The organism is Microcoleus sp. Pol12B3, from assembly GCF_036701355.1.
Lineage (GTDB): Bacteria > Cyanobacteriota > Cyanobacteriia > Cyanobacteriales > Microcoleaceae > Microcoleus.
This window is the reverse complement of sequence record NZ_JAUBQS010000127.1, coordinates 1-5,440: the sequence shown is the minus strand read 5'-3', so window position 1 is coordinate 5,440 and position 5,440 is coordinate 1. Positions and strand designations below refer to the sequence as shown.

The window sequence follows — 5,440 nt, the reverse complement described above, 5'->3', positions numbered from 1 at the left end:
GGTATTTTATTCATGAGTATAACGCCAGTTTATCTATCAATTAAAACCATTGATTTTCCTTGCTATGCAGGACTACCCTATTGTCGATCGATGCTGACAACATTAATGAAGTTTGACATTGCACAAGTTTAACCTCAAGGCTAAGACGATGCAGAACTTCGTGCATTCTCTCCTACGGCCGCCCCCGAAAGTTTGCAACTAGGCGCGATCGACCTAAACTTGACAATACTGGTTTATGCAGCGTATCACCCGCGATCGTACTCTTTAGGACAACTGATTTTTACGTCGGCGGGGGCTGCGATCTGCCGTGCTACTATTAGTTTAACCCTCAGAGACAATGGTCGTATAGCTAACGGCGGTATCGATACTTCGCCTAGCCAGACTTTCGTCATTAACGTCACCAACCAGCAACCAGTGGCACAACCAGACAGTTACAGCATTCCCCATGACAAGGTATTCAATCTGCCAGCCCGCGGAGTCCTAGCCAACGACTCCGATCCCGACGGCGACGCCTTGACTGCCAAACTGGTGTCCTTGCCAAACAATGGCAAGGTAGTTTTCAACAGCGACGGTTCCTTCAGCTATACTCCCAATCCCGGTTTTGCAGGTTTTGACAACTTTACCTACAGCGTCAGCAACGGGGCATCGCCGTCTCCTCCCGTTCCGGTGAACCTGAATGTCATTAACCAGCCGGTAGTGGGACAGCCAGACAGTTACAGCATTCCCCACGACAAAGTATTCAATCTGCCAGCCCGCGGAGTCCTAGCCAACGATGACAACTTCGACGGCGACCCCCTGACTGCCAAACTGGCATCAGTCCCTAACAACGGCAAGGTAGTTTTCAAGGCTGATGGTTCCTTCAGCTACACTCCCAATCCCGGTTTTGCTGGTATTGACAACTTCAGCTACAGCGTCAGCGATGGGGCATCGCCGTCTCCCCCCGTTCCGGTGAACCTGAATGTCACCAACTTTCCACCTGCGAGACAACCAGACAATTACAGCATTCCCCACGACAAGGTATTAAACCTGCCAGCCCCCGGAGTCTTGGCCAACGACGACGACTTCGACGGCGACCCCCTAACGGCAAAACTGGTGTCCGCCCCCAACAGCGGCAAGCTGAATTTCAATGCTGATGGTTCGTTCAGCTATACTCCGAATCCGGGTTTTGCTGGTATTGACAACTTCAGCTACAGCGTCAGCGATGGGGCATCGCCGTCTCCCCCCGTTCCGGTGAACCTGAATGTCACCAACTTTCCACCTGCGGGACAACCAGACAATTACAGCATTCCCCAAGACAAGGTATTAAACCTGCCAGCCCCCGGAATCTTGGCCAACGACGACGACTTCGACGGCGACCCCCTAACGGCAAAACTGGTGTCCGCCCCCAACAGTGGCAAGGTAGTTTTCAATGCTGACGGTTCCTTCAGCTATACTCCGAATCCGGGTTTTGCTGGTATTGACAACTTCACCTACAGCATCAGCGATGGGGTATTGCCCTCTCCCCCCGTTTCGGTGAACCTCAACGTCACCAAGTTCTTAATCAACCAGCCGCCGCAGGCAAATAGCGACCGTTACAACACTCCTCACGACAAGACACTCAATGTCCTAATTCCCGGACTCCTGGCCAATGACATCGACCCCGACGGCGACCCATTAACTGCAAAATTTGAGTCAGTCCCCAAAAACGGCAAGCTGAATTTCAATGCTGACGGTTCCTTTAGCTATACTCCGAATCCCGGTTTTGTTGGCTTGGAGGAATTCAGCTACAGTGTCAGCGATGGAACTTTCACATCAGCGCCTGTTGTGATAGGTATCAATGTCACCAACCAGCCGCCGCAGGCAAATAGTGACAGTTACAACACTCCCCACGACAAGACACTCAATGTCGTAATTCCCGGAGTGCTGGCCAATGACATCGACCCCGACGGCGATTCCTTGAGTGCCAAACTAGTATCCTTGCCAAACAACGGCAAGATCAATTTTAACCCTGACGGTTCCTTTAGCTATACTCCCAATCCCGGTTTTGTCGGCTTGGATGTATTCAGCTACAGTGTCAGCGACGGAGCCTTCGTGCCTGCGACCAATCAGATAGTTATTAATGTCACAAATCAGCCGCCGCAGGCAAATACCGACAGTTACAACACTCCCCACGACAAGACACTCAATGTCGTAATTCCCGGAGTCCTGGCCAATGACATCGACCCTGACGGCGACACATTGACTGCAAAACTTGAGTCAGTCCCTAAAAACGGCAAGCTGAATTTCAATGCTGACGGTTCGTTCAGCTATACTCCGAATCCGGGTTTTGCTGGTTTTGACGACTTCAGCTACAGCATCACTGACGGGGCAGCCTTCGCGCCTTTTTTCACGACTGTGCCGGTAAATCTAAATGTCACAAATCAGCCACCGCAGGCAAATAGTGACAATTACAAAACCCTGCACGATCGAGTGATAAACGTTCCTGTGGCTGAGGGAGTTTTAGCCAACGATAGCGACTTTGACGGTGATTTGCTGACGGCAACTAAAGTCACAAATCCCAACAATGGCACTCTCGTATTCAATACTGATGGTTCGTTTACTTATACTCCGAATCCAGGATTTTTGGGACCAGATAGTTTTACTTACACTGTCAGTGATGGGGCTGTTACTTCACCAGAAATAGCGGCAAATATCAATGTCACAAATAATCCACCGCTGGCACTAATTGACTATTACAAAATTCTGCACGGTAAAGTCCTGAATGTGCCTGTGGCTGAGGGAGTTTTAGCCAACGATAGCGACTTTGACGGCGATTTGCTGACGGCAACGAAAGTCACAAATCCCAACAATGGCACTCTCGAATTTAATCAGGATGGTTCGTTTACTTATACTCCGAATCCAGGATTCTTTGGACTCGATAGTTTTACTTACACTGTCAGTGATGGGACTGATACCTTACCACAAATTGTGGCAAATATCAATGTCACTAACAATCCGCCGATCGCACAACCTGAGACCTACAGCCTCAGTGCGGGAAAAGTCCTCAGCGTAACAGTGCCGGGAGTTTTAGCGAACGACTCCGACGCGGACTTTGACACGCTGACTGCTGCGGTGACCGCAAACCCGACGCAAGGGTCGATCGCCCTCAACAAAGACGGTTCTTTCACTTATACTCCTAACGCTGGCTTTTCTGGAACAGACACCTTTACCTACACAGTCAGCGACGGAATAGTTAGCTCTGAACCGGCTACCGTGACTGTAAACGTCAACAATAACCCGCCTGTAGCCAATTCAGACAGCTATACTACTGCTTTTAATACGAGTCTCAACGTGACGGGTTTGGGAGTCTTAATCAACGATACAGACCCGGAAAACGACCCGCTGACGGCGATTCTGGTGAAAAATCCGGCTACAGGGTCGATCGCCCTCAACCAAGACGGTTCCTTCAGTTACACTCCGAATGCTGGTTTTGCAGGGACAGACTCTTTTACCTACAAAGCTAATGACGGGAAAGCTGATTCTGCGATCGTCACGGCAAGCATTGTTGTCAATAACCCTCCGACTCCGACTCCGACTCCGACTCCGACTCCCACGGAAACTCCAACTCCCACGGAAACTCCGACGCCCACTCCTGCGGGAACTCCGACGCCCACTCCTGCGGAAACTCCGACGCCCACTCCTGCGGAAACTCCGACGCCCACTCCTGCGGAAACTCCGACGCCCACTCCTGCGGGAACTCCGACGCCCACTCCTGCGGGAACTCCGACACCCACTCCTGCGGGAACTCCGACGCCCACTCCTGCGGGAACTCCGACACCCACTCCTGCGGGAACTCCGACACCCACTCCTGCGGGAACTCCGACACCCACTCCTGCGGGAACTCCGACACCGACGCCCACTTCCACGGACACTCCGACGCCCACTTCCACGGACACTCCGACGCCCACTTCCACGGACACTCCGACTCCGACTCCTGCGGGAACTCCGACTCCGACTCCTGCGGGAACTCCGACTCCGACTCCTGCGGGAACTCCGACTCCGACGGGAACTCCAACGCCAACGGAAATTCCGACTCCGACGGGAACTCCAACGCCAACGGAAATTCCGACTCCGACTCCGACGGGAACTCCGACTCCGACGGGAATTCCGACTCCGACTCCGACGGGAACTCCAGACGATCGCGATTGCATTTGCGAACAGATTAGCCTACCCGCGATCGGTTCGATTCCCGGCCCGAATTCAGTTGATCGCACTTTCAACGGCACTGACGGCGACGACTTCCTCACTGCCAGCAATCTCAACGACGCTATCAACGGTTTCAACGGCGACGACATTCTGCTGGGCGAACAAAGCAACGACAATATTTACGGAGGACGGCCCAACAATATCCCCCTTGGCCCGAATGCAGACAGAGACTTGCTGTTTGGTGGCCGTGGCAATGATTACCTCAACGGCCACGCCGGCAACGATCTCATTTTTGCGGGTAAGGGCGATGATGTCGCGATCGGCGGCAAAGACGATGACTTGATTTGGGGTGACAAGGGCAATGACACTCTGGTTGGTGCTCAGGGTAACGACTGCTTGTTTGGAGGCAGTTTTTACCCGTCTAGCCCTGACTCGAATGGACGCGATTTGCTGTTTGGCGGTGCGGGCAACGACTTCTTGAATGGGGGAAATGCTGCGGATACTCTCAGCGGCGGCGAGGGCAATGATACTGTTTATGTCGGCAAGGGCAATGACGTTCTGGTGGGGGGTACTGGCAACGATCTGTTGTTGGGCGATCGCGGCAGTGATAGCATTTGCGGCGATGACGGGGACGATACTATTTTAGGAGACAGTGCGATCGACTTTAACGGCGGGCCAGATTCCCTCTGCGGTGGTGCTGGCAATGATTTGATGTTTGGCAACGGCAGTAGTGACAAGCTATGCGGCGAGGAGGGCAACGATACTGTCTATGGCGGTAAAGGCGACGATTATCTGATAGGGGGTTTGGGCAATGATCTTCTCAGCGGCGGCATTGGGCGCGATCGCTTTGTTTTAACAGCAGGTGAAGGCAGCGATCAAATTACTGATTTCATAAAAGGTGAAGATTTGCTGGTGTTAGCGGGCGGTCTAACTTTTGGTCAACTTAGTATTACTCAAAACGCTAATGCAGCTTTCATCAGGATTGGTGAGAACGGTCAATTGTTGGCTGCTTTAAATGGAGTTCAAGCTAGTGCGATCGGTGTGAATGATTTTACTATCTTCGGGTAAGCACAAATTAATTAACTAAGGTGCAATGGCACTGAAAAAGTGAGCAAAAAAATCTGTAAGGCAATATATATAGCAAAACCATTTGATTTGTAAATAATCGATTCAATCATCACAAGCGTTTCAGGTTATTCTACCCCACATTCCGCAGATATTTAAGCAGAGAGAAAGGAAGATAGATTCGGCAACACAAAACCCCCAAACGATTGCT

The 5,440-nt window shown here is 51.7% G+C and carries 1 protein-coding gene; it reads left to right on the top strand.

Features of this window, described 5'->3' with window-relative positions; translation table 11 throughout:
- The first annotated feature begins 192 nt into the window (after positions 1-192).
- Positions 193-5,232 carry an Ig-like domain-containing protein gene (locus QUA53_RS28480; RefSeq protein WP_333249271.1) on the top strand — a complete coding sequence of 1,680 codons (5,040 nt, stop codon included), beginning with the start codon at positions 193-195 and terminating at the stop codon, positions 5,230-5,232.
- Positions 5,233-5,440 lie beyond the last annotated feature (208 nt).